The sequence below is a fragment of the Rhizobium sp. NZLR11 genome (genome assembly GCF_019685115.1).
GTDB lineage: Bacteria > Pseudomonadota > Alphaproteobacteria > Rhizobiales > Rhizobiaceae > Rhizobium.
In genome coordinates this window covers 176,801-203,379 of record NZ_JABDWD010000005.1, presented here as the reverse complement: position 1 = coordinate 203,379, position 26,579 = coordinate 176,801, and the positions used below count along the sequence as shown (strand labels likewise).

General features: G+C 62.7%; 27 protein-coding genes. 17 read left to right on the top strand and 10 right to left on the bottom strand.

Annotation, left to right across the window (positions count from 1 at the left end; translation table 11 throughout):
• Positions 1-47 precede the first annotated feature (47 nt).
• The 7 genes from HJB83_RS11365 to HJB83_RS11335 all read left to right on the top strand — a co-directional run bounded on the left by HJB83_RS11365 (position 48) and on the right by HJB83_RS11335 (position 7,086).
• Positions 48-1,583, top strand: a complete 1,536-nt coding sequence (locus HJB83_RS11365) for a sugar ABC transporter ATP-binding protein (RefSeq protein WP_221131890.1) — start codon at positions 48-50, stop codon at positions 1,581-1,583.
• Positions 1,584-1,608: 25 nt separating this feature from the next.
• The gene (locus HJB83_RS11360) at positions 1,609-2,610 is read left to right on the top strand and encodes an ABC transporter permease (RefSeq protein WP_221131889.1); all 1,002 of its coding nucleotides are present in this window, start codon (positions 1,609-1,611) and stop codon (positions 2,608-2,610) included.
• A complete protein-coding gene (locus HJB83_RS11355) occupies positions 2,607-3,614 on the top strand; it encodes an ABC transporter permease (RefSeq protein WP_221131888.1) in 1,008 nt (335 codons plus the stop codon). The genes HJB83_RS11360 and HJB83_RS11355 overlap by 4 nt, the downstream gene beginning before the upstream one ends.
• On the top strand, positions 3,611-3,931 hold the full coding sequence (rhaM, locus tag HJB83_RS11350) for an L-rhamnose mutarotase (protein WP_221131887.1): 321 nt from the start codon (positions 3,611-3,613) through the stop codon (positions 3,929-3,931). Before HJB83_RS11355 ends, rhaM begins: the two co-directional genes overlap by 4 nt.
• A complete protein-coding gene (locus tag HJB83_RS11345; protein ID WP_221131886.1) occupies positions 3,928-5,307 on the top strand; it encodes an FGGY-family carbohydrate kinase in 1,380 nt (459 codons plus the stop codon). The genes rhaM and HJB83_RS11345 overlap by 4 nt, the downstream gene beginning before the upstream one ends.
• 89 nt (positions 5,308-5,396) lie before the next feature.
• Entirely contained in the window at positions 5,397-6,155 is a 759-nt protein-coding gene (locus tag HJB83_RS11340) for a fumarylacetoacetate hydrolase family protein (protein WP_221115681.1), read from the top strand.
• Positions 6,156-6,306: 151 nt separating this feature from the next.
• Positions 6,307-7,086 (top strand): ABC transporter ATP-binding protein, encoded by a 780-nt coding sequence (locus HJB83_RS11335; RefSeq protein ID WP_221131885.1) that lies wholly within the window; start codon positions 6,307-6,309, stop codon positions 7,084-7,086.
• Between the two features lie 110 nt (positions 7,087-7,196).
• On the opposite strand, the gene mmsB is transcribed toward HJB83_RS11335, so the two are convergent.
• The 7 genes from mmsB to HJB83_RS11300 all read right to left on the bottom strand — a co-directional run bounded on the left by mmsB (position 7,197) and on the right by HJB83_RS11300 (position 14,330).
• Positions 7,197-8,078, bottom strand: coding sequence for a 3-hydroxyisobutyrate dehydrogenase (gene mmsB, locus HJB83_RS11330; protein WP_221131884.1), 882 nt, complete (start codon positions 8,076-8,078; stop codon positions 7,197-7,199).
• A 9-nt stretch (positions 8,079-8,087) separates the two neighbouring features.
• Positions 8,088-9,683 carry a GMC family oxidoreductase gene (locus tag HJB83_RS11325; protein ID WP_221131954.1) on the bottom strand — a complete coding sequence of 532 codons (1,596 nt, stop codon included), beginning with the start codon at positions 9,681-9,683 and terminating at the stop codon, positions 8,088-8,090.
• Between the two features lie 69 nt (positions 9,684-9,752).
• Complete coding sequence (locus HJB83_RS11320) at positions 9,753-10,742, bottom strand: branched-chain amino acid ABC transporter permease (RefSeq protein ID WP_221131883.1); 990 nt, start codon at positions 10,740-10,742, stop codon at positions 9,753-9,755.
• A 1-nt stretch (position 10,743) separates the two neighbouring features.
• Entirely contained in the window at positions 10,744-11,631 is an 888-nt protein-coding gene (locus tag HJB83_RS11315) for a branched-chain amino acid ABC transporter permease (RefSeq protein ID WP_221131882.1), read from the bottom strand.
• 4 nt (positions 11,632-11,635) lie between these two features.
• Positions 11,636-12,337, bottom strand: a complete 702-nt coding sequence (locus HJB83_RS11310) for an ABC transporter ATP-binding protein (protein ID WP_221131881.1) — start codon at positions 12,335-12,337, stop codon at positions 11,636-11,638.
• Positions 12,337-13,119 (bottom strand): ABC transporter ATP-binding protein, encoded by a 783-nt coding sequence (locus tag HJB83_RS11305; RefSeq protein WP_221115676.1) that lies wholly within the window; start codon positions 13,117-13,119, stop codon positions 12,337-12,339. Before HJB83_RS11305 ends, HJB83_RS11310 begins: the two co-directional genes overlap by 1 nt.
• A 5-nt stretch (positions 13,120-13,124) precedes the next feature.
• Positions 13,125-14,330: an ABC transporter substrate-binding protein gene (locus tag HJB83_RS11300; protein ID WP_221131880.1), complete on the bottom strand. Its 1,206-nt coding sequence runs from the start codon at positions 14,328-14,330 to the stop codon at positions 13,125-13,127.
• A 174-nt stretch (positions 14,331-14,504) separates the two neighbouring features.
• On the opposite strand from HJB83_RS11300, the gene HJB83_RS11295 reads away from it, so the two are divergent.
• Complete coding sequence (locus HJB83_RS11295; RefSeq protein ID WP_221131879.1) at positions 14,505-15,458, top strand: LysR family transcriptional regulator; 954 nt, start codon at positions 14,505-14,507, stop codon at positions 15,456-15,458.
• Here the strand turns inward: HJB83_RS11295 and HJB83_RS11290 are convergent, their stop codons facing one another.
• A complete protein-coding gene (locus HJB83_RS11290; protein WP_183834382.1) occupies positions 15,459-15,797 on the bottom strand; it encodes a cupin domain-containing protein in 339 nt (112 codons plus the stop codon).
• A 175-nt stretch (positions 15,798-15,972) separates the two neighbouring features.
• Here HJB83_RS11290 and HJB83_RS11285 point away from each other — a divergent pair, with 175 nt between their 5' ends.
• From HJB83_RS11285 to HJB83_RS11270, 4 genes are all read left to right on the top strand, one after another.
• Positions 15,973-17,160: an acyl-CoA dehydrogenase gene (locus HJB83_RS11285; protein ID WP_207585594.1), complete on the top strand. Its 1,188-nt coding sequence runs from the start codon at positions 15,973-15,975 to the stop codon at positions 17,158-17,160.
• An 89-nt stretch (positions 17,161-17,249) separates the two neighbouring features.
• The gene (locus tag HJB83_RS11280) at positions 17,250-17,711 is read left to right on the top strand and encodes a DUF4126 family protein (RefSeq protein ID WP_221115673.1); all 462 of its coding nucleotides are present in this window, start codon (positions 17,250-17,252) and stop codon (positions 17,709-17,711) included.
• Positions 17,708-19,069 (top strand): FAD-containing oxidoreductase, encoded by a 1,362-nt coding sequence (locus tag HJB83_RS11275; protein WP_221131878.1) that lies wholly within the window; start codon positions 17,708-17,710, stop codon positions 19,067-19,069. The genes HJB83_RS11280 and HJB83_RS11275 overlap by 4 nt, the downstream gene beginning before the upstream one ends.
• Positions 19,070-19,109: 40 nt before the next feature.
• The gene (locus HJB83_RS11270; RefSeq protein ID WP_207585591.1) at positions 19,110-19,679 is read left to right on the top strand and encodes a DedA family protein; all 570 of its coding nucleotides are present in this window, start codon (positions 19,110-19,112) and stop codon (positions 19,677-19,679) included.
• 15 nt (positions 19,680-19,694) lie between these two features.
• Here the strand turns inward: HJB83_RS11270 and HJB83_RS11265 are convergent, their stop codons facing one another.
• Both HJB83_RS11265 and HJB83_RS11260 read right to left on the bottom strand, forming a co-directional pair.
• Positions 19,695-20,738 (bottom strand): NAD(P)-dependent alcohol dehydrogenase, encoded by a 1,044-nt coding sequence (locus HJB83_RS11265; RefSeq protein ID WP_221131877.1) that lies wholly within the window; start codon positions 20,736-20,738, stop codon positions 19,695-19,697.
• A 294-nt stretch (positions 20,739-21,032) separates the two neighbouring features.
• Positions 21,033-21,188, bottom strand: coding sequence for a hypothetical protein (locus HJB83_RS11260; protein WP_221131876.1), 156 nt, complete (start codon positions 21,186-21,188; stop codon positions 21,033-21,035).
• A 45-nt stretch (positions 21,189-21,233) separates the two neighbouring features.
• On the opposite strand from HJB83_RS11260, the gene HJB83_RS11255 reads away from it, so the two are divergent.
• From HJB83_RS11255 to kdpC, 5 genes are all read left to right on the top strand, one after another.
• Positions 21,234-21,593 carry a copper resistance protein CopC gene (locus HJB83_RS11255; RefSeq protein ID WP_207585589.1) on the top strand — a complete coding sequence of 120 codons (360 nt, stop codon included), beginning with the start codon at positions 21,234-21,236 and terminating at the stop codon, positions 21,591-21,593.
• Positions 21,594-21,892: 299 nt separating this feature from the next.
• Positions 21,893-21,982 (top strand): K(+)-transporting ATPase subunit F, encoded by a 90-nt coding sequence (locus tag HJB83_RS11250; protein WP_003547774.1) that lies wholly within the window; start codon positions 21,893-21,895, stop codon positions 21,980-21,982.
• Between the two features lie 67 nt (positions 21,983-22,049).
• Positions 22,050-23,753, top strand: a complete 1,704-nt coding sequence (gene kdpA, locus HJB83_RS11245; RefSeq protein WP_207585588.1) for a potassium-transporting ATPase subunit KdpA — start codon at positions 22,050-22,052, stop codon at positions 23,751-23,753.
• Positions 23,754-23,835: 82 nt separating this feature from the next.
• Positions 23,836-25,896, top strand: a complete 2,061-nt coding sequence (gene kdpB, locus HJB83_RS11240) for a potassium-transporting ATPase subunit KdpB (RefSeq protein ID WP_221131875.1) — start codon at positions 23,836-23,838, stop codon at positions 25,894-25,896.
• Positions 25,897-25,918: 22 nt separating this feature from the next.
• Complete coding sequence (gene kdpC / locus HJB83_RS11235; RefSeq protein WP_221131874.1) at positions 25,919-26,488, top strand: potassium-transporting ATPase subunit KdpC; 570 nt, start codon at positions 25,919-25,921, stop codon at positions 26,486-26,488.
• The last annotated feature ends 91 nt before the right edge of the window (positions 26,489-26,579 follow it).

The following is a 26,579-nucleotide window of genomic DNA, read 5'->3' as shown; positions in this document are numbered from 1 at the left end:
GGCCTTCAAGCCGCCGGGATTTCCCATTCGACACTGGTAGAAATCTGATGAACGCCGCCTTTCAACAAACCGCCACGGACAGCAAAACCGGCGATGCGCCCGCCATTCTGGAAATGCGCGGCATCTCCCAGATCTTTCCGGGCGTGAAGGCGCTCGACAATGTCAGCATCGCGCTCCACCCCGGCACGGTGACGGCGCTGATCGGCGAAAACGGCGCCGGCAAATCGACGCTCGTCAAGATCCTGACCGGCATCTACCGGCCGAACGAAGGCGAGATTTTGGTCGACGGCCGGCCAGTGACCTTTGCCAGCGCCCAGGCGGCGATCGATGCCGGCGTCACCGCCATCCATCAGGAAACCGTGCTTTTCGACGAGCTGACGGTTGCTGAAAACATCTTCCTCGGCCACGCGCCGCGCACGCGCCTTCGCACCATCGACTGGCAGGCGATGAACAGCCGCTCGAAGGCGCTGCTCATCGCGCTCGAAAGCAATATCGACCCGACGATCCGGCTCAAAGACCTCTCCATTGCGCAGCGCCACCTGGTGGCGATCGCCCGCGCTCTGTCGATCGAGGCCCGCATCGTCATCATGGACGAGCCGACGGCCGCTCTTTCCCGCAAGGAGATCGACGATCTCTTCCGCATCGTCCGGAGCCTGAAGGAACAGGGCAAGGCGATCCTCTTCATCAGCCACAAATTCGACGAGGTTTACGAAATCGCCGATGATTTCGTCGTCTTCCGCGACGGCCGCGCCATCGGCCAGGGCCGGCTCAAGGAAACGCCGCAGGACGAGATCGTCCGGATGATGGTCGGCCGCGACGTCGAGAACGCCTTTCCGAAGATCGATGTCGCTATCGGCGGCCCGGTTCTGGAGATCCGCAACTACAGCCATCGCACTGAATTCCGCGACATTTCCTTCACCCTGCGCAAGGGCGAGATTCTCGGCATATACGGTCTGATCGGCGCCGGCCGCTCGGAACTGTCGCAATCGTTGTTCGGCATCACCAGGCCGCTCTCCGGCACGATGATGCTCGAAGGCCGCGAGGTCTCGATCCATTCGCCGCAGGACGCGATCCGGGCCGGCATCGTCTACGTGCCGGAGGAGCGCGGCCGCCACGGGTTGGCGCTGCCGATGCCGATCTTCCAGAACATGACGCTGCCCTCGCTCGCCCGCACCTCGCGCCGCGGCTTCCTGAGAGCGGCAGAAGAATTCGCGCTGGCGCGCAAATATGCCGAGCGGCTGGATCTGCGTGCCGCCGCCCTTTCCGTGCCGGTCGGCACGCTGTCGGGCGGCAATCAGCAGAAGGTGGTCATCGGCAAGTGGCTGGCGACGTCGCCGAAGGTCATTATCCTCGACGAACCGACCAAGGGCATCGACATCGGCTCGAAGGCCGCCGTGCACGGCTTTATCAGCGAACTCGCCGCCGAAGGCCTGTCGATCATCATGGTCTCGTCGGAACTGCCCGAGATCATCGGCATGTCGGACCGCGTTCTGGTGATGAAGGAAGGCCTGGCGGCCGGGATTTTCGAACGCGCCGAGCTGACGCCGGAAGCGCTGGTGCGCGCCGCCACCGGCAATGCATGAGGCCCACAATGCATAAGGCAAGAGCATGGCAAGACTGATCAGAAAACGCGAAACCCTGCTGTTCCTCATCATTGTGGTGATGATTGCGATCTTTTCGACGCGGGCTGCGGATTTCGCAACGCCGGACAATCTCGCCGGCATTTTCAACGATACCTCGATCCTGATCATCCTGGCGCTGGCGCAGATGACGGTCATCCTGACGAAGTCGATCGACCTGTCGGTTGCCGCTAACCTCGCCTTCACCGGCATGGCGATCGCGATGATGAATGCCGCCTATCCCGATCTGCCGCTCGTCGTACTGATCCTTGCGGCGATCGTCATCGGCGCCTGTCTCGGCGCCATCAACGGCTTTCTCGTCTGGGCGCTGGAAATCCCGCCGATCGTCGTCACACTCGGCACGCTGACCATCTATCGCGGCATGGCCTTCGTGCTCTCGGGCGGGGCGTGGGTCAATGCCCACCAGATGACGCCGGTCTTCCTGTCGGTGCCGCGCACGCCGATCCTCGGCCTGCCCGTCCTCGGCTGGGTCGGCATCATCATCGTACTGTTGATGTATGTGCTGCTCAGATATACCCAGTTCGGCCGCTCGGCCTATGCAACCGGCGGCAATCCGACCGCGGCCGTCTATGCCGGCATCGATACCGGCTGGACCAAATTCCTCGCCTTCGTCCTGTCAGGCGCGCTCGCCGGGCTTTCAAGCTATCTCTGGGTGTCGCGCTATGCCGTCGCCTATGTCGATATCGCAAGCGGTTTTGAGCTCGACAGCGTCGCGGCCTGCGTCATCGGCGGCATCTCGATTGCCGGCGGCGTCGGCTCGGTCGCCGGCACCGTGCTCGGCGCACTCTTCCTCGGCGTCATCAAGAACGCGCTGCCGGTCATCGGCATTTCACCCTTCACCCAGATGGCGATCTCCGGAACCGTCATCATTCTCGCCGTCGCCTTCAACGCCAGGCGCGAGCGCAACCGCGGCCGCATCATCCTGCGCGACCGCGCCGCAGCCGAGATCAGAACGGAGGCCGCAGCATGAGCACCGTGCCCACACGCGAAAAGCGGGTCATCCCCGATCGTCTCGGCACGCCCTTCCGCCGCATCGCCGCCAGCTGGGAAGTGCTGCTCTTTGCCGTCGCGATCCTGATCTTCATCTTCAATTCCCTGGCTTCGCCCTATTTCCTCGACGCCTGGAACCTTTCGGACGCCACCTTCAACTTCACAGAAAAGGCAATGATCGCCTTTGCCATGGCGCTGCTCGTCATATCGGGCGAGATCGACCTCTCGGTCGCCGCGATTATCGCGCTCGCCTCGACGGCGATGGGGGCGGCAGCGCAAGCCGGCATCGGCACACCGGGCCTGGTTCTGATCGGCATCGGCACCGGCCTTGCCTGCGGCACCTTTAACGGCGTGCTGGTCTCGGTACTGAAACTGCCGTCGATCGTCGTCACCATCGGCACGATGAGCCTTTTCCGCGGCATTTCCTATATCGTGCTTGGCGACCAAGCCTATGGCAAATACCCCGCCGACTTCGCCTATTTCGGCCAGGGCTACGTCGTCTGGGTATTCTCCTTCGAATTCGTGCTGTTCTTCGTGCTGGCGATCCTGTTCGCCATCCTGCTGCACGCGACGAATTTCGGCCGGCAGGTCTATGCGATCGGCAACAATGATTTCGCTGCCCGCTTCTCCGGCATCCCGGTCGAGCGCGTCAAATTCATCCTTTTCCTGCTAACCGGCGTCATGAGCGGTGTCGCCTCCATCTGCCTCACCTCACGCCTCGGCTCGACCCGGCCGTCGATCGCCCAAGGCTGGGAGCTCGAAGTCGTCACCATGGTCGTGCTCGGCGGCATCTCGATCCTCGGCGGCTCCGGCACGATCGGCGGCGTCGTCATCGCCGCCTTCGTCATGGGCCTCGTCACCTTCGGCCTTGGCCTGTTGAACGTGCCCGGCATCGTCATGTCGATCTTCATCGGCCTGCTTTTGATCATTACCATCGCCATCCCGATCATCGCCCGCCGCGTCAAGCTCATGAGCTCCCGATGACCAGAGAAAAACACGCCTTCAAGATGCAGCTCAATCCGGGCATGGAAGCCGAATACCGCAAGCGACATGACGAAATCTGGCCGGAATTGGTCGATCTCCTGCATAGGTCGGGCGCCAGCGACTATTCCATCCATCTTGACCGCGAGACCGACACGCTGTTTGGCGTGTTGACGCGGCCCGCCGATCACACCATGGCAAGCCTGCCGGAGCATCCGGTCATGAAGAAATGGTGGGCGCACATGGCCGATATCATGGCGACCAACCCGGACAATTCGCCGGTGCAAAGCGACCTCGTCACGCTCTTCCATATGCCATGAACGCCACCTCCTATCGCCGCATCGCCGTTCTCGACATCGGCAAGACCAATGCCAAGGTCGTCGTGCTCGACAGCGAAACCGGCGCCGAGGTCGCCGTCCTGAAGCGCCCGAACATCGCGATCAAAACCGGTCCCTACCCGCATTACGACATTGAGGCGCTTTGGTCCTTTGCGCTCGATGCGCTGAAGAGGCTTGCGGGGGAAACGGGTTTCGATGCCATCTCGGTCACCACCCATGGCGCCGCCGCCGCGCTGCTTGGCGGGGACGGCACGCTCGCCATGCCTGTGATCGACTACGAACACGAATATCCGCAGGAAATCCGTGATGCCTATACGGCCTTGCGTCCCGCCTTCGACGAAACCTTCTCCCCACGCCTCGCGATGGGCCTCAATATCGGCGCGCAGCTGCACCATCAGAAGACCGCCTTTCCCGAGGAATTCGCCAGGGTGGCGACCATCCTCACCTATGCGCAATATTGGACGGCGCGGCTGACCGGTATCGCCGCCAATGAGCTGACCTCGCTCGGCTGCCATACCGACCTCTGGAACCCGAAGGCCGGCGACTATTCCTCGCTGGTCGACAGGCTCGGCATTCGCGCGCTGATGGCGCCGATCCGCTCCGCCTTCGATGCGCTCGGCCCGGTCCTGCCCGAGATCGCCACCGAGCTCGGCCTTGCAGCGCCCGTGCCGGTCTATTGCGGCATTCACGATTCCAATGCCTCGCTGCTGCCGCATCTGGTCCATCGGAAAGCACCCTTCGCCGTCGTCTCCACAGGCACCTGGGTCATCAATTTCGGCGTCGGCGGCGACCTCGATCATCTCGATCAAAAACGCGACGCGCTCGCCAATGTCGATGCCTATGGCCGGGCCGTTCCCTCCTCGCGTTTCATGGGCGGGCGGGAATTCGAAATCCTTTCGGCCGAGATCGGTCCTGTCGACGAAAAGGCGGCCCAGGCGGCGATCGGCCCTGTCATCGGTAAAGGCATGATGCTGTTGCCCAATATCGGCCCCGGTTCCGGGCCGTTTCCGGGAAAGGTGAGCCGCTGGATCGGCGCCGAGCAGGCAAGCCGCGAGGAGCGTTATGCCACGGCCTGCCTCTATCTCGCTTTGATGACCGATGCCTGCCTCGGGCTGATTGGCGCCAAAGGCCCCGTCATCGTCGAAGGGCCTTTTGCCCTGAACGAGACCTATCTCAAGCTGCTTGCCGCCCTTACCGGCCGCGAGGTCATGGCCGTTCCTGGTACAACCGGCACCAGCCAGGGCGCGGCCCTCCTCACCGGCATCCGGCCGTTATCGGGTGCCGAGACGCATGTTCCGCCGACCGAGATCCCAGGGCTCTCGGCGTATCGCGATCACTGGTACGCGGCGATGGAATAAGAGTCTTTCCAAATACGGCCCAAGAACGGTCTTGCTCGCCCCTGCCTTGCGGTTAGTGTGCCCCTCGAAAACCAAGTCGAGGAGACAGCATGACAGAGACATTCGATCCGCGCGGGCTCGCAGTCAGGTTTCACAGCCTGCGCCAGGCCGGCAGGCAGGAGGAAACCGGCAGTTTCACCCTGCCGGCCGATCTGCATCAGGCGATGGAAGCGCAGAATTTCCTTGCCGCCGCAGATGGCATCTCCAGCAATGCCTGGAAAGTGACGGTCTCGCCGCAGGGCCAGGCGGTTACTGCTCCCCTGCATCCCTATGCCGAGGCTGCCGCCGGCGCCAGCATCCCCTGGTATCCGGGCCTGAAATTCGAGACCGAGATCGCCGTCCGTCTCGGCAAGGACCTGCCGATCCGCCCGGGTGCTCCCTACAGCCGCGCCGACGTGGTCGAAGCGATCTCCGCTGCCTATCTCGGCGCCGAACTGCTGGTCAGCGCCCTCAGGGAAAGCGGCGGCGTTTCCTTCCTGCTGTTCGTCGCCGACCGGCTCGGCAATAGCGGTTATGTGCTCGGCCCGAAGCTCGAAAAAAGCTTTGTCGACAAAGCCGGTGGCACGCCGCTCAAGGTCACCCATGCCGGCCGCACGATCTATGATGGCCCGGCACAGCATCCGAAGGGCGACGTTCTCACCTGGCTCGTCGATTACGCCAATGATGGCTTGCGCCCAGAGACATCGCTGAAGGCAGGCGCGCTGATCACGACCGGCACGTTGAGCGGCGCGGTCGAACTGACCGAACCCGGCGAGATCGATATCCTGTTCGGCGACAGCAGGCTAAGTTTCTCGGTGTCGAAGTGTTGATTTGAAGCCCACGGGAGGATGTCACCGCATCCGGTCGGCGCGCGGAACCGTGTCGGACAGAAAGCATAAGTTGACAATTCAGGTTAAGTTTTGCAGGGAAAGGGAGGGCTTGCCCTCTCGAACCCGTGCGACACCGAACCCGGAGCAGACCATGCCTTCGCCTTTCCTTGACCTGTCGGGAGTCGATTATGCCATCGGGCCGAAATCCATCTTGCATGGCATCGACCTGACGCTCGAGCAGGGCCGCATCTACGGTCTGGTGGGGCCGAACGGTTCCGGCAAGAGCACGCTTTTGAAGATCATCGCCCGCCAGGTCGCGCCGAAATCCGGCGCCATCGCCTTCAACGGCAAACGGGCGGGCGATTGGGGCGCCCGGGAATTTGCCCGGCACGTCGCCTACATGCCGCAATTCACGCCGGCGACCGACGGCATGACCGTGCGGGAACTCGTGGCGCTCGGCCGTTTTCCCTGGCACGGCACGCTTGGCCGCTTCACCGCGACGGATCGCAACATGGTCGAGGAGGCAATTGCCCGCACCGAGCTTGACGATTTTGCCGATCGTCTCGTCGCCAACATGTCCGGCGGCGAGCGCCAGCGTGCCTGGATCGCCATGATGCTCGCCCAGGACGCCCGCTGCCTGTTACTCGACGAGCCGACCTCGGCGCTCGACCTTGCCCATCAGGCAAGCGTCCTCTCGCTGGTGCAGGAACTCAGCCATGAACGCGGGCTGACCGTCATCATCGTGTTGCACGACATCAACCTTGCCGCACGCTACTGCGACGCGATCATCGCGCTCAATCGCGGCCGGATCACCGCCGAGGGCACGCCCATGGAGATCATGCAGGCCGAGACGCTGCAGTCGATTTTCGGCGTCGGTATGGGTGTCTTTCCCCATCCGGTTCGAAACGAGCCGGTCAGCTATCTCTTATAAAGCAATTCCAGGAAAAGTGCGAAGCGGTTTTCCGTCCGGAATTGCGTTAAAACAAAAGGTTAGAGTGGTTCTGCGCTTCCATCAAAAGCTGAACCGCTCTAGCTGGTCGCTTACACCTTCTCGCGGAACATCTCGATGATGGCGGAAAAATCCCTGCCGCCGTTGCCCTGCTTTTCGAAGAGCGCAAAAAGCTGGGCCGCTTCGGCACCCATCGGCGTTGAGGCACCGCTCGCCAGCGCCGCCTCCTGCGAGAGTCTCAGATCCTTCAGCATCAGCGCCGCGGCAAAACCCGGTTTGTAGTCGTTGTTGGCCGGCGACGTCGGCACCGGCCCGGGCACCGGGCAATAGGTATTGATCGACCAGCACTGGCCGGATGAGGTCGAGGCGACGTCGAACAGCGCCTGGTGCGAGAGGCCGAGTTTTTCGGCGAGCACGAAGGCCTCGCAGACGCCGACCATCGAGATGCCGAGGATCATGTTGTTGCAGATCTTTGCCGCCTGGCCGGCACCGGCCTCGCCGCAATGGACGATCTTCTTGCCCATCGCCTCGAGAATGGGTTTTGCTCTGGCGAAGGCCTCGTCCGAGCCGCCCGCCATGAAGGTCAGTGTGCCGGCGCTCGCCCCGCCGGTGCCGCCGGAGACGGGCGCGTCGAGCGAAAGGCAGCTTGCGGCCTTGGCCATCTCATGCGCCTTGCGGCTGCTCTCGACATCGATCGTCGAGCAATCGATGACCAGTGTGCCCTGCGCCGCGGTCTGCAGGATATCCGTCCAGGCCGTCAGCACGTGCCTGCCCTGCGGCAGCATTGTGATGACGATCTCGGCGTCCTTGACCGCCTGGCTGGCATGGCTTGCCGGCTTGACGCCGCTGTCTTCGGCCGCCTTCAGCACGGAGGCCGCGAGATCGAAACCGAGGACCTCGTGGCCTGCTTTGACCAGATTGGCCGCCATCGGCCCACCCATATTGCCAAGCCCGATGAATGCGATCTTTGCCATGGTCTTCTCCTATCGATTGTCTTCGAGGATTATCGCTGCCGCCTTTTCGGCGATCATGATCGTCGGCGAATTGGTGTTGCCCGAGGTGATCGACGGCATTACCGAGGCGTCGGCGATCCTGAGCTTGCCAAGCGCCCGGAAGCGCAGCCGGGGATCGACGACGCTGTCCCTGTCGGCGCCCATGCGGCAGGTACCGACGGGATGGAAGATCGTCGTGCCGATTTCGCCCGCCGCCTGCTCCAGATCGGCTTCCGTCTGATAGCTAGGCCCCGGCTTGAACTCCTCCGGCCTGAATCGGGCGAACGACGGCTGCGCGACGATCTTGCGCGTCAACCGTATCGAACGGACAGCTATGTCACGATCGCGCTGTGTCGAGAGGTATTTCGGGCTGATCGTCGGCTGGGCGGCGAAATCCGGGCTCGACAGGTGCACCGATCCGCGGCTTTCGGGCCTCAGATTGCAGACGCTCGCGGTGATTGCCGGGAAAGGATGGACGGGATCGCCGAACTTCTCCAGCGATACCGGCTGCACGTGATATTGCAGGTCGGGCGTTTCCCGGTCCGGACCCGATCGGGTGAAGATACCGAGCTGGCTCGGCGCCATCGCCATCGGCCCGGAGCGGCGGACGAGGTATTCAAGCCCGATCGCCGCCTTGCCGATCAGCTTCGTCGCCTTTTCGTTCAGCGTCGGAACGCCCGTCACCTTATAGGCCAGACGCAGCTGCAGATGGTCCTGCAGGTTCTCGCCGACACCCTTCACCTCAGTGACGACATCGACGCCCGCCTGCCGGAGAACCTCACCCTTGCCGATGCCGGACAATTCCAGGATATGCGGCGAGCCGATCGACCCGGCTGACAAAATGGTCTCCTTTGCCGCATAAGCACGTTGCGGCTCGCCGCGATGCTGGAATTCGACGCCGGCAACGACGCCCTCCTCGACCAGCAGCCGCCGAACCTGCGCCTTGGTCAGCACGGTCAGGTTAGAACGTCGCATCGCCGGGCGCAGGAAGGCCTTCGAGGTGTTCCAGCGAATGCCGGAACGCTGGTTGACGTCGAAATAGCCGGAACCTTCGTTGCTGCCGCGGTTGAAATCTGCGGTCTCCGGAATGCCTGCCTCCTTCGCCGCCTGCTGGAAAGCGTCGAGCACGGCCCAGCGCACCCGCGCCTTCTCGATCCGCCATTCGCCGCCAGCGCCGTGCATCTCGTCTTCGCCGCGATAAAAATCCTCGGACTTGCGGAAGAAGGGCAGGACATCGTCCCAACCCCAACCGCTGCAGCCCATCTGCCGCCAGAGATCGTAATCACGCGCCTGGCCGCGCATATAGATCATGCCGTTGATCGAAGAGGAGCCGCCGAGCACCTTGCCGCGCGGATAGCTCAGCGCCCGGCCGTTCAACCCGGCTTCAGGCGCCGTGGTGAAACACCAGTCGGTACGCGGATTGTTGATGCAATAGAGATAACCGACAGGGATATGGATCCAGTGGTAATTGTCGCTGCCGCCGGCTTCAAGCAGCAACACCCGGCTCCTGCCATCGGCTGACAGCCGGTTGGCGAGCACACAGCCGGCGCTGCCTGCGCCGATGATGATATAGTCGTATCGATCCATGTGCCCCACACGAAACTTCAGATGCCTGCCGCTTCCCTCTCCCCGCGGGACGGGAAGAGGTTCGCCCGTTCAGCGGCGATAGACAAATCCCAGTTTGCGCCCCAGCCGCGAGGCGTAGAATTCGCCGATGATGCCGCGACGAAAGATCAGCACGCAGACCATGAAGACGATGCCGGTGATGATCGTCACCGGAAATTCCGAGGTAGCGAGGTAGTTTTCCAACGCCACCACCAGCCCGGCGCCGAAGAGCGGGCCGATCAGCGTGCCGATGCCGCCGAGCAGCGTCATCAGGATCACCTCGCCCGACATCTGCCAGGCGACGTCGGTCAGCGTCGCAAACTGGAAGACGATCGATTTTACCGCGCCCGCAAGCCCGGCAAGGGCTGCCGACATGACGAAGGCGCCGAGCTTGTAACGCGCGACGGAATAGCCGAGCGAGACAGCCCGATTTTCGTTCTCGCGGATTGATTTCAGGATCATGCCGAAGGGCGAGTTGATGAAACGCCAGATGATCAGCACGCCGATCATGAAAACCGCCAGCACGAAATAATACATGTTGGTCGAGCTGTTCAGATCGATGAAGCCGAACAGATGGCCGCGCGGCACCGATTGGATGCCGTCCTCGCCTTCGGTGAATTTCGCCTGCAGGCAGAAGAAGAAGAACATCTGCGACAGCGCCAGCGTGATCATCGCGAAATAGATGCCCTGGCGGCGGATGGCGAAGAAGCCCATCACCAACCCGAGAAACGCCGCACCCGCCACCCCGATCAGAATGCCGAGCTCCGGCGGCAGCCCCCATTCCTTCACCGTATAGGCGGTGAAATAGGCGGCCCCGCCAAAGAAGGTGGCATGGCCGAAGGACAGCAGGCCGGTATAACCGAGCAGCAGGTTGAAGGCGCAGGCAAACAGCGCGAAGCACAGCAGCTTCATCAGGAAGATCGGATAGAAGAAGAATGGCGCGAGCAGCAGGAGCAAAAGCCCAATGGCGAGGAAGCCCGCCTGCACCGAAAGGGCGGTTCGGCTTTTTTCCGTTTGAATGGTGTCGGTGATGTCGGTCATGTCAGGCATCCCGGCCGAAGAGGCCCGCGGGCCTGATGAGAAGCACGATCGCCATGATGACGAAGATGACGATGTTGGAAGCCTCGGGATAAAAGACCTTGGTCAGGCCCTCGGCGATGCCGAGCACATAACCGGTGATGATCGCGCCCATGATCGATCCCATGCCGCCGACGACGACCACGGCGAAGACGACGATGATCATGTTCGAGCCCATCAGCGGCGAGACCTGGTAGATCGGCGCGGCCAGCACCCCGGCAAAGGCGGCCAGGCCGGCACCGAGCGCGTAGGTGAGCGTCAGCAGCACCGGCACGTTGACCCCGAAGACCTGCACCAGTGTCGCGTTTTCGGTGGCGGCGCGGAGATAGGCGCCGAGCTTGGTCTTCTCGATCAGCAGCCATGTGCCGAGGCAGACGACCAGCGAGACGACCACCACCCAGCCGCGATAGATCGGCAGGAACATGAAGCCGAGATTGGCGCCGCCGGCTAGCGCTGCCGGCGTCGCATAAGGCTGGCCGGAGGAGCCGTAAAGATAACGGAAGGTGCCTTCGACCGCGAGCGCCAGCCCGAAGGTGAAGAGCAGGCCGTAGAGCGGATCGAGATCATAGAGCCGGCGCAGGAACAGCCGCTCGATGATGGCGCCGGCAAGGCCGACAATGAGTGGCGCCAGGATCAGCGACGGCCAGTAGCCGATACCGGCATAGGTCAACAGCAGATAGGCGACGAAGGCGCCGAGCATATATTGCGCGCCATGGGCGAAGTTGATCACCCGCAGCAGGCCGAAAATGATGGCGAGGCCGAGGCTGAGCAGCGCGTAGAACGAGCCGTTGATCAGGCCGATCAACAGCTGGCCGAGCAGAGCCTGCAGGGGAATGCCGAAGATCATCGTCATCTGGTCATACTCCCAGAACCTTGTGCAGCGTATCCATGCGCTGCGGCAGTTCGCCGACCGGGAATTCCGACACCATCTGCCCATGATCCATCAGATAGAAGCGATCGGCAATACGGCTGGCGAAACGGAAGTTCTGCTCGACCAGCAGGATCGTCATGCCGCGTCCTTTCAGGGTCTGCAGCACCTCGCCGATACGCTGGACGATGACGGGGGCAAGTCCCTCCGTCGGTTCGTCGAGAATAAGCAACCTGACGCCGGTGCGCAGGATCCGGGCGATCGCCAGCATCTGCTGTTCGCCGCCGGAAAGTTTAGTGCCGGGGCTGCTGCGGCGTTCGTAGAGATTGGGGAAGAGTTCGTAGATCTCGTCAAGCGTCATGCCGCCCTTCGCCACGACCGGCGGCAGCAGCAGGTTTTCCGAGACCGTCAGCGTCGAGAAGATGCCGCGCTCCTCCGGCACGAAGCCGATGCCGCGGTGGGCCGTCTTGTGCAGCGGCACCTGCATCATGTCGCTGCCGGCAAAGCTGATCCTGCCCTTGCGGGACCGCACGATGCCGGTGATGGTGCGCAATGTCGTCGTCTTGCCGACGCCGTTGCGGCCGAGAATAGTGATCGTCTCGCCTTCGGCCACCCGCATGTCGACACCGTGCAGGACGTGGCTTTCGCCGTACCAGGCGTTCAGTCCCTGGACTTCGAGGAGAGCGGCCATCAATGCTCCTCCGTGCCCATATAGGCGACGCGCACGCGCTCGTCCTGGCTGACTGTGGCGTAGTCGCCCTCGGCGAGGATCTCACCGCGCTGCAGCACGGTAACATGCTGGCAGATATTGGCGACGACGGAGAGATTGTGCTCGACCATCAGCACCGCCCGGTCGCGGGCGACGTCGCGGATGATGGATGAGACGACGGCGACATCCTCTAGCCCCATGCCGGCCATCGGTTCGTCGAGCAGCAGCACCTTGGGATCGAGCGCCAGCGTGGTGGCGATCTCCAACACGCGCTTGCGGCCATAGGAGAGATCGGCGGCGATCTGATCGCGCTCCTTGGAAAGCCCGACGCTGGCAAGCAGTTGCTCGGCGCGCGCGTTCAGCCGGTCGAGCGCCGAGAGCGGCCGCCAGAACTGGGTGGAAAGATTGTTCGGCCGCTGCAGCGCCACCCGCACATTGTCGAGAACGCTTAAGTGCGGGAAGACCGCCGAGATCTGGAAGGACCGCACCAACCCCATGCGCGCCACCTTGTCGGGCGGCGTCTTGGTGATATCGGTGCCCATCAGGGTGATCGTGCCCGATGTCGGCTGCAGGAACTTGGTCAGCAGGTTGAAGACCGTCGTCTTGCCGGCGCCGTTTGGGCCGATCAGCGCATGCACGCTCGCATCATGCACGTCGAGATCGACGTTCTTGACGGCCGTGAAGCCACCGAAATCGCGGCGCAGGCCGCGGGCGGACAATACCACCCGCGGCTTTTCCTGCGTTTCAATTGCGGAAACCGCCATTGCGCTCACTTCACCAGATCGCAACCGCTCTTGGCGGGATCGATATAGGCTTCCTTGCCGGGAATGGTGGCAAGTACGTTGAAGTAATCCCACGGCTCCTTGCTTTCGGAAGGCTTCTTGACCTGCAGCAGGTACATGTCGTGGATCATCCGACCGTTGGCGCCGACCGTGCCACCACGGCCGAAGACGTCATCAACAGGCATTTCATGCAGCTGTTTGGCGACGGCTTCCGTCTCGTCGGTGCCGGCCTTCTGCACCGCCTTCAGATATTGCGTCACTGCCGAATAGGTGCCGGTGTGGATCATGTTCGGCATCTTGCCGGTGCGGGCGAAGAATTTTTTGGCGAAGGCGCGGCTTTCGTCGTCGCGGTTCCAGTAAAAACCTTCCGTCAGCGTCAGTCCCTGTGCCGCCTCGAGGCCAAGACCGTGCACTTCGGCAAGCGTGAAGAGCAGCGCCGCCAGATGCTGGCCACCCTGGGTGATGCCGAATTCAGCCGCCTGCTTGATGGCGTTCGAGGTATCGAGGCCGGCATTGGCAAGGCCGATTACCTTGGCGCCTGATGATTGCGCCTGCAGCAAGAAGGACGAGAAGTCCTGGGTCGACAGCGGATGGCGGACGGCGCCGACGACCTTGCCGCCGCTCGCCTTGACGTAGTCGCTGGTCTGCTGCTCCAGCGAATAGCCGAAGGCATAGTCGGCGGTCAGGAAGAACCAGCTGTCGCCGCCCTGCTTGACGAGGGCGCCGCCAGTGCCGACGGCAAGCGCATGCGTGTCGTAGGCCCAATGGAACCCGTAAGGCGAGCAGGCCTTGCCGGTGAGATCGGTCGTCGCCGCACCGGTGACGATGTCGATCTTCTTCTTCTCCTTGGCGATAGCCTGCACGGCGAGCGCCACAGACGAGGTCGTCAATTCCATGATCGCATCCACCTGCTCGGTGTCGTACCATTGGCGGGCGATGTTGGAGGCAATATCCGGCTTGTTCTGGTGGTCGGCATCGACGATCTCGATCGGCACATCAAGCACCTTGCCGCCGAAATCCTCGACCGCCATCTTGGCAGCCTCGACGGAAGACTTGCCGCCGAAATCGGCATAGACACCCGACTGGTCGTTCAGGATGCCGATCTTGACCTTGCCGTCGGTCGCGCTCTGCGCGAGCACCGCAGTGCTGCTTGCAAGCAGAAATGCAACTGATGCAATGAGATTCTTACGCATATTCTCTCCTCCCAGAGATTGGCCAGATTGCGGATCTGTTCAGATTTGGCCAGCCGCACTCCTCGGAGCGGCCGACCCTTAGCCTACGATCAAGGAAATTCCGCCTTGAGGCAACGGGTGATTTACAACTAATTCCAAACAGTATCTGTTCATTTTTGAACAGAGGGGATCGCCATGAACAATCCACCGCAGTTTACTTGGGACGATCTGCAGTTTTTTCTAGCCGTAGCCCGCACTGGACAGCTCTCGACGGCGGCCCGGCAGTTGCGCTCCAGCCATGCCACGGTCTCGCGCCGCATCGACCGGCTGGAATTCACCCTCAAGGTCAAGCTCTTCGAGCGCAATCCGCGCGGCTATGTGCTGACCGCCATGGGCACGCGTTTCATCGAGACAGCCGAGCGGATGGAGCAGGAGACCGAGCGGCTGCGCGCCGATCTCGCCGACGGCTCGATGGCGCAGCGCGGCCTCGTGCGCCTCAGCGCGCCTGAAGGTTTTGCCAATTTCTTCTTCGCGACCGTGCTGCCGCGGTTTGCCGCCCAGCATCCGCACCTGGCGCTGGAACTGGTAACGATCCAGCAGATCATGTCGCTGTCACGCAAGGACGCCGATCTTTCCGTCGTGCTCGACGAGCCGAAGGGCGGGCCTTATTTTGCCGAGAAGCTGACCGACTATCACCTGCAGATCTACGGCTCGCGCGACTATCTGGCAAAGGCGCCTGAGATCACCTGCCGCGAGGACCTGCTCGGCCATCCCTTCGTCAGCTATATCGAGGAAATGATCTTCGCGCCGGGCCTGGATTATCTGAGCGATGTGCATCCGCGCATCAAGCCGCAATTCCAGAGTTCCAGCATCTTCGCGCAGCTCACCGCCACCCGAAACGGCCTCGGCCTCTGCATCCTGCCCTACTTCTTCGCCAGCCGTTATCCCGAGCTCGTGCGCGTGCTGCCCGAGGAAATCGACCTCAAGCGCCAATACTGGATCACCTGCCATCGCGACCTGAAACAGGCGCCGCGCGTTCGCGCCGTCATCGATTTCCTGCGCGAGGCGGTGCGCGGCGAGGATGCGCGCTTCGTGCCGCCCTACGTCACCGCCGCGGGCGCGCCGCGCCGGTCCGAAGCCGAAACTTGACTATTTGAGAAACTCGGCCCGGTGCGGGGTGAATGCATCGATCAGCCGACCCTTTTCCAGCGCCTTGACGCCGTGGACGAGATTGGGGGGCACGATGAAGCTGCCGCCCTGGCGCAGCACCTCAGTCCGGCCGTCGATCGTCACTTCGAAGCTGCCCTCGGCGACATAACTTGCCTGGATGTGCGGATGCGAATGAGCAGCACCGACAGCGCCGCTTTCGAAGGCCACTTCCACCATCATCATCTCAGGCAGATAGGTCATGATGCGCCTGACGACGCCGGGCTCGGGGTTGACCCATTCGGCGCCTTCGGCCGATACGAACAGATCGCTTGACGACATTTCCGTCTCCTCATTCCAGAATCGATCGCCGGCAAAGTGGATCATGCCGACGCTTTTGAAAAGATGGCGGGCGCTGTCTTTTCGATACGGCCGCCTTCTGTTGACGCGGTCGGCTGGCGGGTCTATGCGAGCTTGAGCGAGGCAAGCCTGAGTTCAAGGGTGAGGAGACGCCGACATGCAGCATACGCGCGAGGTTTTCGACTGGGCCGACCCGTTCCGCCTGGTGGAGCAGCTCACCAGCGAGGAGCGCATGGTGCAGGATACGGCCCATGCCTATGCGCAGGAAAAACTTGCGCCCCGCGTTCTCGACGCCTTCCGCAATGAAAAGACCGATCCTCAGATCTTCCGCGAAATGGGCGAACTCGGCCTGCTCGGCCCGACGATCTCGCCTGAGTATGGCGGCGCCGGTCTCGGTTACGTCGCCTACGGCCTGATCGCCCGCGAAGTCGAACGGGTCGATAGCGGTTACCGCTCGATGATGAGCGTGCAGTCCTCGCTGGTCATGGTGCCGATCGAAACATTCGGCTCCGAAGCACAGAAGCTGAAATACCTGCCGAAACTCGCCATCGGCGAATGGATCGGCTGCTTCGGCCTGACCGAACCCGATCACGGCTCCGACCCCGGCTCGATGGCGACACGCGCGAAAAAAGTCGACGGCGGCTACAGCCTCACCGGCTCTAAGACCTGGATATCCAATGCGCCGATCGCCGATATCTTCGTCGTCTGGGCCAAGACCGAGGACGGCCTCATCCGCGGCTTCATCCTCGAAAAGGGCTGGAAAGGGCTTTCGGCTCCCGCCATCCACGGCAAGGTGGGCTTGCGCGCCTCGATCACCGGTGAAGTGGTGATGGACGGGGTCTTCGTGCCCGAGGAAAATCTTCTGCCCGGCGTCACCGGCCTCAAGGGCCCGTTCACCTGCCTGAATTCGGCCCGTTTCGGCATCGCCTGGGGCGCGCTCGGTGCTGCCGAGGATTGTTATGCCAGGGCACGGCAATACACGCTGGAGCGCAAGCAGTTCAGCCGGCCGCTCGCCGCCAACCAACTGATCCAGAAGAAGCTCGCCGACATGGCGGCGGAGATCTCGCTCGGCCTGCAGGGCTGCCTGCGGCTTGGCCGCATGAAGGAGGAAGGCCATCCGCCGGTGGAACTAACCTCGATCCTCAAGCGCAACAGCTGCGGCAAGGCGCTGGAGATTGCGCGCGCCGCCCGCGACATGCTCGGCGGCAACGGCATTTCCGACGAATTCGGCATCGCCCGCCATCTCGTCAATCTCGAAGTGGTCAACACCTATGAGGGTACGCACGACATCCATGCGCTGATCATCGGCCGGGCGATCACCGGCATCGCGGCTTTCGCGAACTAATTCACCGGCCCGTCAAGGCGAATTGCCAGGCGCCTGACAATGTGCAACCTTTCCTCTCGCGGCACAAAGCCGGCAAAGAGGGGGATCGCATGTTTCTGCTTCTTGCATTGCTGATCGGTGTCGTTGCCGGCCTTCGCACCATGACGGCGCCGGCCGCCGTCGCCTGGGGTGCGGCACTTGGCTGGTTCGACGTCTCGCAGACGCCGCTTGCCTTCATGGGTTACAAGTGGACGCCGTGGATCTTCACGGTTCTCGCCGTCGTCGAACTGATCGCCGACCAGTTGCCGTCGACGCCGTCGCGCAAGGTGCCGATGCAGTTCGGCGCCCGCATCGTCGCCGGCGCGCTGGCAGGCGCAACCATCGGTGCGGCCAGCAGCCTGTTGTTCGGCGGGCTGATCGCCGGCGTAATTGGCGCCGTCATCGGCACCTATGGCGGCGCTGCCCTCCGCAGCCGGCTTGCCGCCTCCTTCGGCAAGGACCTGCCAGCCGCCCTCATCGAGGATGCCGTCGCCGTCATCGGCGCGGTGCTGATCGTGGGGGCCGTCGGATGAAAAGCTTCGACGCTATCGTGATCGGCGCCGGCCAGGCCGGCCCGTCGCTTGCCGCCCGCATGGTCGAAAAGGGCATGAAGGTGGCGCTGATCGAGCGAAAATTCCTCGGCGGCACCTGCGTCAATGCCGGCTGCATGCCGACGAAGACGCTGGTCGCCAGCGCCCGCGCCGCCCATGTCGCAAGAAGCGGCGCCGCTTATGGTGTCAGGATCCCCGGCGAGATCGCCGTCGACATGAAGGTGGTCAGAGCCCGCGCCGAAAAAGTCACGATGAATGCCCGCAACGGCCTGATCGACTGGTTGGGCGGCATGGACGGCATGAGCGTAATCTACGGCCATGCCCGGTTCGAGAGCCCCAACACCGTCAGCGTCAATGGCGAGACGCTGACCGCGCCGCGCATGTTCCTCAATGTCGGCGCGCGGCCCGTCGTTCCCGACCTGCCGGGCATCAATGAAATCGATTACCTCACCAGCACCTCGATCATCCATCTCGACACGCTGCCCCGGCATCTCGTGGTGATCGGCGGCAGCTATATCGGGTTGGAATTCGCGCAGATGTATCGCCGCTTCGGCGCCGGGGTCAGCGTCATCGAGCATGGCCCGAAGCTCGCATCGCGCGAGGACGAGGATATATCAGACGCGATCGCCGACATCCTGCGCTCGGAAGGCATCGGCATCCACACCGACGCCGGCAATATCGCCTTCGCCAGAAACGGCAGCGGGGTGAGCGTCACCGCCGGCCCGGCGAAGATCGATGCGAGCCATGTGCTGATCGCCACCGGCCGCAAGCCGAACACCGACGATCTCGGCCTCGATGCCGCGGGCGTCATCACCGACAAACGCGGCTTCATCGCGGTCGATGACAGGCTCGCCACCAATATCGAGGGCATCTGGGCGCTCGGCGACTGCAACGGCCACGGCGCTTTCACCCACACCTCCTACAATGATTTCGAGATCGCCGCTGCCAATCTCCTCGACGGCGACGACCGCAAGGTTTCAAGCCGCATCCCGGCCTATGCGCTCTATATCGACCCGCCACTCGGCCGCGTCGGCATGACGGAGAAGCAGGCGCGCGCCTCCGGCCGCAAGATCATGGTATCGACCCGGCCGATGAGCCGGGTTGGCCGCGCCAACGAGCGCGGCGAGACCAAGGGCTTCATGAAGGTGATCGCCGATGCCGAGACCAAGCAGATTCTCGGCGCGGCGATCCTCGGCATCGAGGGCGACGAGGTGATCCACGGCTTGATCGATGCGATGAATGCGGGAACGACCTATCCGGCATTGCAATGGTCGGTACCGATCCATCCGACGGTATCGGAGTTGATTCCAACGCTGCTTGGCGATCTGAAGCCGGTTTAGCTGTGATGTTTGGAAATCGACAGCTGGAGGCGGACCCCGCGTGTCTATCGAACTGCTGATCGAGAATTACGGCCTGCTGGCGATCTTTCTGGGCGCCGCCTTTGAAGGCGAAACGGCCGCGTTCCTTGGCGGCGTGATTTCACACCGCGGGCTGCTGCCCTATTGGTCGGCGTCGCTCGCGGCCACGGCCGGATCTTTCGCCGGCGATCAACTATGGTTCCTCGTCGGTCGTTACGCGGCTAGCTGGAGCCTCGTCCGCCGGCTGAAGGAAAAGCCGGCGCTGGCGCGCGCAACCGCGCTTTTGGAAAAATATCCCACCGGTTTCATTCTTGCATTTCGTTTTCTGGTTGGGCTGCGGACGATCAGCCCCATCGTCATCGGCACGACACGGATACCGACCGGAAAATTCGTCCTCCTGAATGCCGCGGCCGCACTGGTGTGGGGGCAGCTTTTCACGGCGCTCGGTTACCTGTTCGGACACGGCATCGAACAGATATTAGGCCACCTTCCCCTTCACCGCCATCTGCTGGTCGCAGCCGGAGCCGCGGCTGTCGTCGCAGGCGCGGCTCTGGTCTTTCGCAAAATGAAACTCAGCGCCAGGCGCTCGTAAAGGCGATGGGACGGCCTATTCCATCACGATCTGCAGCTTTACGTCGCTCGGCCGCGCCTCGACGGCGCGATCAAACGCCTTGATCGAATCCTCGAATATGAAGGTCTCGGAAATCAGCGGTTTCAGGTCGACGCGACCCGAGCCGAGCAGGGCGATCGAGCGCTCATACTGATGCGCGTAGCGGAACACCGTCTCGATGCGGATCTCCTTGGTGGATGCCGTCGAAACGTCGAAGCCGATCGGGTTGACCGGCAGGCCAACGACGACGATGACGCCGCCCGGGCGCGGCAACGCCATGATCGTCTCCCAGGCCTTCGGTGAGCCGGAGCATTCAAAGACGACATCGGCGCCCCAGCCGTCCGTCAGCCGGCCGACCTCTTCGCTCAAGTTCTTTTCGCGGATATTGACCGGAATGACGCCCTGATATTGCGCGGCGATATCAAGTTTCGGCTGGGCGAGATCGGCGACGATCGCCCGGGCGCAGCCGCCGGCAAGGGCAGCAATCGCCACCATCGTGCCGATCGGCCCGGCGCCGAGGACGACGGCGGTATCGCCGGGTGTAATCTTCGCTTTACCAGCCGCCTGCATGCCGACGGCGAAGGGTTCGACCATGGCGCCCTCGGCGAAGCTGACATTGTCAGGCAGCTTGAAGGTGTAGTTGGCGGGATGCACGACCTCCGGCGTCAACACGCCATGGACCGGCGGCGTCGCCCAGAAGGTCACCGCCGGATCGATATTGTACATGCCGAGCCGGCTTGCCTTGGAATTCGGATCGGGAATGCCGGGCTCCATGCAGACGCGGTCGCCAACTTTCAGATGCGTGACGCCGGCCCCGACCTCGACGACCGTGCCTGCTGCTTCATGGCCGAGCACCATCGGCGCGTTGACCACGAAGGGGCCGATCTTGCCGTGCGTGTAATAATGCACGTCGGAACCGCAGACACCGACGGTGTGGATCCTGATCTTCACCTCGCCCGGGCCGGTTTCGAGCGGCAGATCGATATCACGAAGCGCAAGCTCATGCTGGCGCTCGAGGACAAGCGCACGGACTTTGGTCATCGTCGGTTTCCTTCCCTATGGCCCCTCGGTTCATCGAGTGCCGTTGAAGCGACTATAAGACGGGAAGGGGCGGCAATTCAATCTTAGAGATTAAGCTTTTGCTCAACATGCGATGAAATGCCCGCCTCTATAATCCGAAAGATTTGTGTTCCAAGACCTCTGTATGATTCCAGCCGAGACCGTCGGAGAGTACATTCTCCATACGAGATCCCGACCATGAGGACAGGCAGAGAGATGAAGAAAGATCCCGATAATGTCGGCGGAAATCGGTCTTGCGGCCTGACGATATCAAGGTCATTGCGGGAATTCTGGCGCCGGCTTGTGGACCCGATTGTCGAACTGCCGAAGGGCCGCCAGCCGCGGCCGGTGCGTGTTGTCGTCGAGACGAGGGATCGAAATCGCCACCGACAGCGTTATTAGCCATGAGCCGGCACGGCGCCACGGAAGCATGATGACTCCGGGCAGATGCGGATCAGCAAGATAAGGAAGACCATCATGAAATCGATCGTGTCATTCTGTCTGTTCGCATCCCTGCTCTTTGCCGCAAGTGGGGCGTCTGCGGCCCTCGAACAAGCATCGCTCCCGCCGCAGCAGGAAGAAAGGGTGGTGCCGGCCAATCTCGCGCTCACCTTCACCGGCCCGGTCAATCTTGCCCGCTCGACGGCCATCCTGTTCGATGCTGAGGGTTTGGCGCTTCCCACCGGCAAGCCATTTCTCTCCGGTCCTGAAGGATCGATCTTCAAGGTCCCGCTCGACCCTGCCATGGCGCCCGGCCTCTATACCATCGACTGGCGTGTCCTCTCGATGGACGGCCGCAGCGCCCAAGGCCAATACCGGTTCCGGATCGATCCTTAGCTCGCTCGCTGAAAAGCATTTATGAGATTTTTATATTGACGGCTCCTTGCTCGTCTCGAACCTTTATGCCCTTCGGTTCCATATTGATCTCCGAGAGATCGAAAAGATCATCTCCACGCCAGAAAGCATGAAAGGCGACCCCCCCAGGGTGTGCGCCCTTTGTCTTGTCTGACTCCAACAAGAACAACCGGAGTCACGATCATGATGGATATCATTCTGCTTGGCACCGCGATCATATTCTTCGCGCTGTGCTTTGCCTACACAAGAGCCTGCGACAGGCTTTGACAGGAGAAACGACGATGACCCTCGATTATGTCTTGAGCGGTGCCGTAACCGTGTTTCTCACTGTCTACCTCACCTACGCTCTGCTTCGCCCGGAACGCTTCTGAAAAGAACTGGCGCTTCTGAGGTCGCGCATGCGACCGAGAAGCAGCCGGGTATTGAAAGTTTACCTCCATGACCCTCAACGGATGGCTTCAGATCCTGCTTTACTGCGGGATCATCCTGGTGCTCGTCAAACCGCTCGGCGGCTACATGACGCGTGTATTCAGCGGCGAGCGCACTTTCCTGTCACCCGTCCTCGTTCCGATCGAACGGCGACTTTACCGCATGGCCGGCACGGGCGAACGCGAGGAACAGCATTGGACCTCCTATGCCTTTGCCATGCTGCTCTTCAACCTTCTCGGCGTCATCGTGCTTTATGCGCTGCAGCGCCTGCAGGCCGGCCTTCCCTATAATCCGGCCGGCATGGCGGCCGTCCCGCCGGAGCTTTCGTTCAACACCGCCGTCAGTTTCGTCAGCAACACCAACTGGCAGAACTACGGCGGCGAAAGCACGATGTCCTATCTGACCCAGATGGCTGGCTTCACCGTCCAGAACTTCGCCTCCGCGGCGACGGGCATCGCCATCGCACTTGCCTTCATCCGCGCCTTCGCGCGCACGTCGGGCAAGGCCATCGGCAATTTCTGGGTCGATATGACGAGGGCGACCTTCTATGTGCTGCTGCCGATCTGCATCGTGCTGACGCTCATCTATGTCTATCTCGGCGTGCCGCAGACGCTCGGACCCTATGTCAATGCGACGACGCTCGAAGGCGCGCAGCAGACGATCGCCGTCGGCCCCGTCGCCTCGCAGCTTGCGATCAAGATGCTCGGCACCAATGGCGGCGGCTTCTTCAACGCCAATTCGGCCCATCCCTTCGAAAACCCCGATGCGGTCTCCAACCTCATCCAGATGGTTTCGATCTTCGCAATCGGCGCGGCGCTGACCAACGTCTTCGGCCGCATGGTCGGCAACCAGCGCCAGGGCTGGGCGATCCTCGCGACGATGGGCGTGCTGTTCCTCGCCGGCGTCACCGTCACCTATTGGGCGGAAGCCGCTGGTAACCCATTGATGCACGCCTTCGGTCTTGGCGGCGGCAACATGGAAGGCAAGGAAGTCCGCTTCGGCGTCGCCCTGTCTTCGCTGTTTGCGGTCATCACCACCGCCGCCTCCTGCGGCGCGGTCAACGCCATGCATGGCAGTTTCACCGCGCTCGGCGGCCTCGTTCCGTTGATCAACATGCAGCTCGGCGAAGTCATCGTCGGCGGTGTCGGCGCCGGCTTTTACGGTATCCTGCTGTTCATCATCGTCGCCGTCTTCGTCGCCGGCCTGATGGTCGGCCGCACGCCGGAATATCTCGGCAAGAAGATCGAGGCGAAGGAAATGAAGATGGCCGTTCTCGCCATCCTCTGCTTGCCGCTTGCCATGCTGGTTTTCACCGCGATCGCCACGGTGCTGCCGTCCGCCGTCGCCTCGATCGGCACCGCCGGCCCGCATGGCTTCTCCGAAATCCTCTACGCCTATACCTCGGCTGCGGCCAATAACGGCTCGGCTTTCGGCGGGCTGACAGGCAATACACCCTGGTACAACGTGACGCTCGGCATCGGCATGCTCGCCGGCCGCTTCCTGGTCATCATCCCGGCACTGGCCATCGCCGGCTCGCTGATCGGCAAGAAGACGGTTCCGGCCTCGGCAGGCACTTTCCCCACGGATGGTCCACTCTTCGTCGGGCTGCTCGTCGGCACGATCCTGATCGTCGGCGGCCTGACCTTCTTCCCGGCCTTGGCGCTCGGCCCCGTCGTCGAGCACCTGGTGATGATCGCCGGCCAGACCTTTTGAGGTGATGCCGCAGCGATCCTCACGATTTGACAGGGCTGACCGGCATCCGGTTCGCCATCCTCTTTCCAAGCTGGAGCCTCTTATGAGCCAGGCAAAATCCGCGAGTATCGTCGATAGTCGCATTCTCATTCCGGCCGTGGGCGCCGCCTTCAAGAAGCTCGACCCACGGGCACTTGCCAGAAATCCGGTCATGTTTGTGGTGGCCACGGTCTCGGTGCTGACCACCGTGCTTTTCCTGCGCGATCTCGCGGCCGGCAACGGCAATCTCGGTTTCTCCTTCCAGATCAATCTCTGGCTCTGGTTCACCGTGCTGTTTGCCAATTTCGCCGAGGCGGTTGCCGAGGGCCGCGGCAAGGCGCAGGCGGATTCGCTGCGCAAGGCGCGCACCGAGACCCAAGCCAAGCTGCTGACTGCCAACAATGGCAGCGACTACCGCATGGTGCCCGGCACCAGCCTCAAGGTCGGCGACGTCGTGCTCGTCGAGGCTGGCGACATCATTCCCTCGGACGGCGAAGTCATCGAAGGTGTGGCCTCTGTCAACGAGGCGGCGATCACGGGCGAATCCGCCCCCGTCATCCGCGAATCCGGCGGCGACCGCTCGGCGGTGACCGGCGGCACCCAAGTGCTGTCCGACTGGATCCGTGTCCGTATCACCGCGGCGGCCGGCTCGACCTTCATCGACCGGATGATCGCGCTGGTCGAAGGCGCTGAACGCCAGAAGACGCCGAACGAGATCGCGCTCAACATCCTGCTGGCCGGCATGACGCTGATTTTCGTGCTCGCCACCGCGACGATCCCGAGCTTTGCCATCTATGCCGGCGGCTCGATCCCGATCATCGTGCTCGTCGCCCTCTTCGTCACCCTGATCCCGACGACGATCGGCGCGCTGCTGTCGGCAATCGGCATTGCCGGCATGGACCGCCTGGTCCGCTTCAACGTGCTCGCCATGTCCGGCCGCGCCGTCGAGGCCGCCGGCGATGTCGACACGCTGCTGCTCGACAAAACAGGCACGATCACCCTCGGCAATCGCCAGGCGACGAGTTTCCGCCCGGTTCGCGGCGTCTCCGAACAGGATCTCGCCGATGCCGCCCAGCTCGCCTCGCTGGCCGACGAAACGCCTGAGGGACGCTCCATCGTCGTGCTCGCCAAGGAGAAATATGCGATCCGCGGCCGCGACATGGCGAGCCTCAAGGCGACCTTCGTGCCCTTCACCGCCCAGACCCGCATGAGCGGCGTCGATCTTGAAGGCGCCTCGATCCGCAAGGGTGCGGTCGATGCCGTGCTGACCTATGTCAATGGCGACGCGCCTTCAAAGAATGGCAGCGAGGTCGTGCGCGAACTGCAGTCGACCGCCGACGAGGTCGCCAAATCGGGCGGCACGCCGCTGGCCGTTGCCCGCGACGGCAGGCTGCTCGGCGTCATCCAGCTGAAGGACATCGTCAAGGGCGGCATCCGCGAGCGCTTCACCGAGCTGCGCCGCATGGGCATCCGCACCGTGATGATCACAGGCGACAACCCGCTGACGGCAGCCGCCATCGCTGCCGAGGCCGGCGTCGACGACTTCCTTGCCCAGGCGACGCCGGAGATGAAGCTGGCGCTGATGCGCGAGGAACAGGCCAAGGGCAAGCTCGTTGCCATGTGCGGCGACGGCACCAACGATGCGCCGGCGCTCGCCCAGGCCGATGTCGGCGTCGCCATGAACACCGGCACGGTCGCCGCCCGCGAGGCCGGCAACATGGTCGATCTCGACAGCGACCCGACGAAGCTGATCGAGATCGTCGAGATCGGCAAGCAGTTGTTGATGACGCGCGGCGCGCTGACGACGTTTTCGATCGCCAACGACATCGCCAAGTACTTCGCCATCATCCCGGCGATGTTCCTGACCTTCTATCCGCAGCTCGGCGTCCTGAACGTCATGGGGCTTTCGACGCCGCAAAGCGCCATTCTCTCGGCGATCATCTTCAACGCACTGATCATCGTCGCGCTGATCCCGCTGTCGCTGAAAGGTGTGCGCTATCGTCCGATCGGCGCAGGCGCGCTCTTATCGCGCAACCTGCTGATCTACGGCCTCGGCGGCATCATCGTCCCGTTCATCGGCATCAAGGCGATCGACATGGCCGTCGCAGCCCTCGGCCTCGCCTGAAACACTCCAAGGAGTAGCAACAATGTTGAAAGAATTTCGCCCGGCCGTCGTCATGATCGTCGCCACCACCGCCATCACCGGGCTTCTTTATCCGCTCGCCATGACCGGTGCTGCCCAAGCCCTCTTTCCCAGCCAGGCGAACGGCAGCCTGATCGAGAAGAACGGTGAGGTGATCGGCTCGGCGCTGATCGGCCAGGCCTTTAGCAGCGACAAGTATTTCCACGGCCGCCCTTCGGCTGCCGGCGACGGCTATAATGCCGCTGCCTCCAGCGGCTCGAACCTCGGCCCGACCAGCAAGAAACTGATCGACCGCGTCAAAGACGATTACGAGACCGCCAAGGCGGCGAACCCGAATTCGGAGGTGCCCGCCGACCTCGTCACCGCGTCGGGCAGCGGCCTCGATCCCGATTTTTCGCCGGAGGCGGCCTACTTCCAGGTGACCCGCGTCGCCAAGGCGCGAAGCCTGGACGAGGCCAAGGTCAAGGCGCTGGTCGACGGCGTCGTTCAGGCCCGTGAACTCGGCCTTCTCGGCGAGCCCACCGTCAATGTTCTGGCGTTGAACCAGCGGCTTGATGCTTCTATGACTGAGTGAAGGTAGGCGGGCCACAGCCTTTCCCTCATTGCTGTGCTCGTCACAGCAATGAGGGAAAGTGGAGCAAGCCTCGCCGACATGAAAGACCACA

Coding starts and splice junctions, on each gene's coding strand:
- HJB83_RS11365 (WP_221131890.1), top strand. CDS start 48: ATGAACGCCGCCTTTCAACAAACCGCCACGGACAGCAAAACCGGCGAT.
- HJB83_RS11360 (WP_221131889.1), top strand. CDS start 1,609: ATGGCAAGACTGATCAGAAAACGCGAAACCCTGCTGTTCCTCATCATT.
- HJB83_RS11355 (WP_221131888.1), top strand. CDS start 2,607: ATGAGCACCGTGCCCACACGCGAAAAGCGGGTCATCCCCGATCGTCTC.
- rhaM (WP_221131887.1), top strand. CDS start 3,611: ATGACCAGAGAAAAACACGCCTTCAAGATGCAGCTCAATCCGGGCATG.
- HJB83_RS11345 (WP_221131886.1), top strand. CDS start 3,928: ATGAACGCCACCTCCTATCGCCGCATCGCCGTTCTCGACATCGGCAAG.
- HJB83_RS11340 (WP_221115681.1), top strand. CDS start 5,397: ATGACAGAGACATTCGATCCGCGCGGGCTCGCAGTCAGGTTTCACAGC.
- HJB83_RS11335 (WP_221131885.1), top strand. CDS start 6,307: ATGCCTTCGCCTTTCCTTGACCTGTCGGGAGTCGATTATGCCATCGGG.
- mmsB (WP_221131884.1), bottom strand. CDS start 8,078: ATGGCAAAGATCGCATTCATCGGGCTTGGCAATATGGGTGGGCCGATG.
- HJB83_RS11325 (WP_221131954.1), bottom strand. CDS start 9,683: ATGGATCGATACGACTATATCATCATCGGCGCAGGCAGCGCCGGCTGT.
- HJB83_RS11320 (WP_221131883.1), bottom strand. CDS start 10,742: ATGACCGACATCACCGACACCATTCAAACGGAAAAAAGCCGAACCGCC.
- HJB83_RS11315 (WP_221131882.1), bottom strand. CDS start 11,631: ATGACGATGATCTTCGGCATTCCCCTGCAGGCTCTGCTCGGCCAGCTG.
- HJB83_RS11310 (WP_221131881.1), bottom strand. CDS start 12,337: ATGGCCGCTCTCCTCGAAGTCCAGGGACTGAACGCCTGGTACGGCGAA.
- HJB83_RS11305 (WP_221115676.1), bottom strand. CDS start 13,119: ATGGCGGTTTCCGCAATTGAAACGCAGGAAAAGCCGCGGGTGGTATTG.
- HJB83_RS11300 (WP_221131880.1), bottom strand. CDS start 14,330: ATGCGTAAGAATCTCATTGCATCAGTTGCATTTCTGCTTGCAAGCAGC.
- HJB83_RS11295 (WP_221131879.1), top strand. CDS start 14,505: ATGAACAATCCACCGCAGTTTACTTGGGACGATCTGCAGTTTTTTCTA.
- HJB83_RS11290 (WP_183834382.1), bottom strand. CDS start 15,797: ATGTCGTCAAGCGATCTGTTCGTATCGGCCGAAGGCGCCGAATGGGTC.
- HJB83_RS11285 (WP_207585594.1), top strand. CDS start 15,973: ATGCAGCATACGCGCGAGGTTTTCGACTGGGCCGACCCGTTCCGCCTG.
- HJB83_RS11280 (WP_221115673.1), top strand. CDS start 17,250: ATGTTTCTGCTTCTTGCATTGCTGATCGGTGTCGTTGCCGGCCTTCGC.
- HJB83_RS11275 (WP_221131878.1), top strand. CDS start 17,708: ATGAAAAGCTTCGACGCTATCGTGATCGGCGCCGGCCAGGCCGGCCCG.
- HJB83_RS11265 (WP_221131877.1), bottom strand. CDS start 20,738: ATGACCAAAGTCCGTGCGCTTGTCCTCGAGCGCCAGCATGAGCTTGCG.
- HJB83_RS11260 (WP_221131876.1), bottom strand. CDS start 21,188: ATGCTTCCGTGGCGCCGTGCCGGCTCATGGCTAATAACGCTGTCGGTG.
- HJB83_RS11255 (WP_207585589.1), top strand. CDS start 21,234: ATGAAATCGATCGTGTCATTCTGTCTGTTCGCATCCCTGCTCTTTGCC.
- HJB83_RS11250 (WP_003547774.1), top strand. CDS start 21,893: ATGACCCTCGATTATGTCTTGAGCGGTGCCGTAACCGTGTTTCTCACT.
- kdpA (WP_207585588.1), top strand. CDS start 22,050: ATGACCCTCAACGGATGGCTTCAGATCCTGCTTTACTGCGGGATCATC.
- kdpB (WP_221131875.1), top strand. CDS start 23,836: ATGAGCCAGGCAAAATCCGCGAGTATCGTCGATAGTCGCATTCTCATT.
- kdpC (WP_221131874.1), top strand. CDS start 25,919: ATGTTGAAAGAATTTCGCCCGGCCGTCGTCATGATCGTCGCCACCACC.